Source organism: Shigella sp. FC1661 (genome assembly GCF_001712525.1).
Lineage (GTDB): Bacteria > Pseudomonadota > Gammaproteobacteria > Enterobacterales > Enterobacteriaceae > Escherichia > Escherichia coli.
In genome coordinates this window covers 1-475 of the sequence record NZ_MDGW01000472.1, presented here as the reverse complement: position 1 = coordinate 475, position 475 = coordinate 1, and the positions used below count along the sequence as shown (strand labels likewise).

Genomic DNA, 475 nt, shown 5'->3' with positions numbered 1-475 from the left:
TTTTCCAGAGGCGGTCGAACTCCGCCTTCGCAAAATAAGCGGAAGCCTGGCGAAGGATATCGTTACTGCGGCGCAGTTCACGATTTTCACGTTCCAGCTCTTTCAGACGCTGACGTTCAGCGGTGGTGAGCCCGCCATCACCGCCTCCGGTATCCCGCTCATGCTGGCGTACCCAGACACGCAGAGTCTCCGGTGTACAGCCAATCTTTGGGGCAATGGAACAAATTGCCGCCCACTGTGAGTCATATTCGCCCTGACTTTCCAGAACCATACGAATCGCCCTCTGACGGACTTCGGGGGAAAAACGAGTATTTTTAGTCATCCTGTTTACCTCTTTCTCAGGGAGTTTAGTCTCCAGGATTCCCGGGGCGGTTCAGAGTTTAACGGACACTCCTTCCTGAAATAGAATGGCATCAGAAGGAGCTAATAATGAGCAGAAAAAACCAACGTTACTCTAAAGAGTTCAAAGCCGAAG

Annotated in this window: 1 pseudogene; it reads right to left on the bottom strand. The window is 51.6% G+C overall.

The annotated features are described in order from the left end of the window. Positions 1-322 (bottom strand): annotated as a pseudogene (locus BFF42_RS20675) (transposase); the annotation flags it as partial. Positions 323-475: the final 153 nt, after the last annotated feature.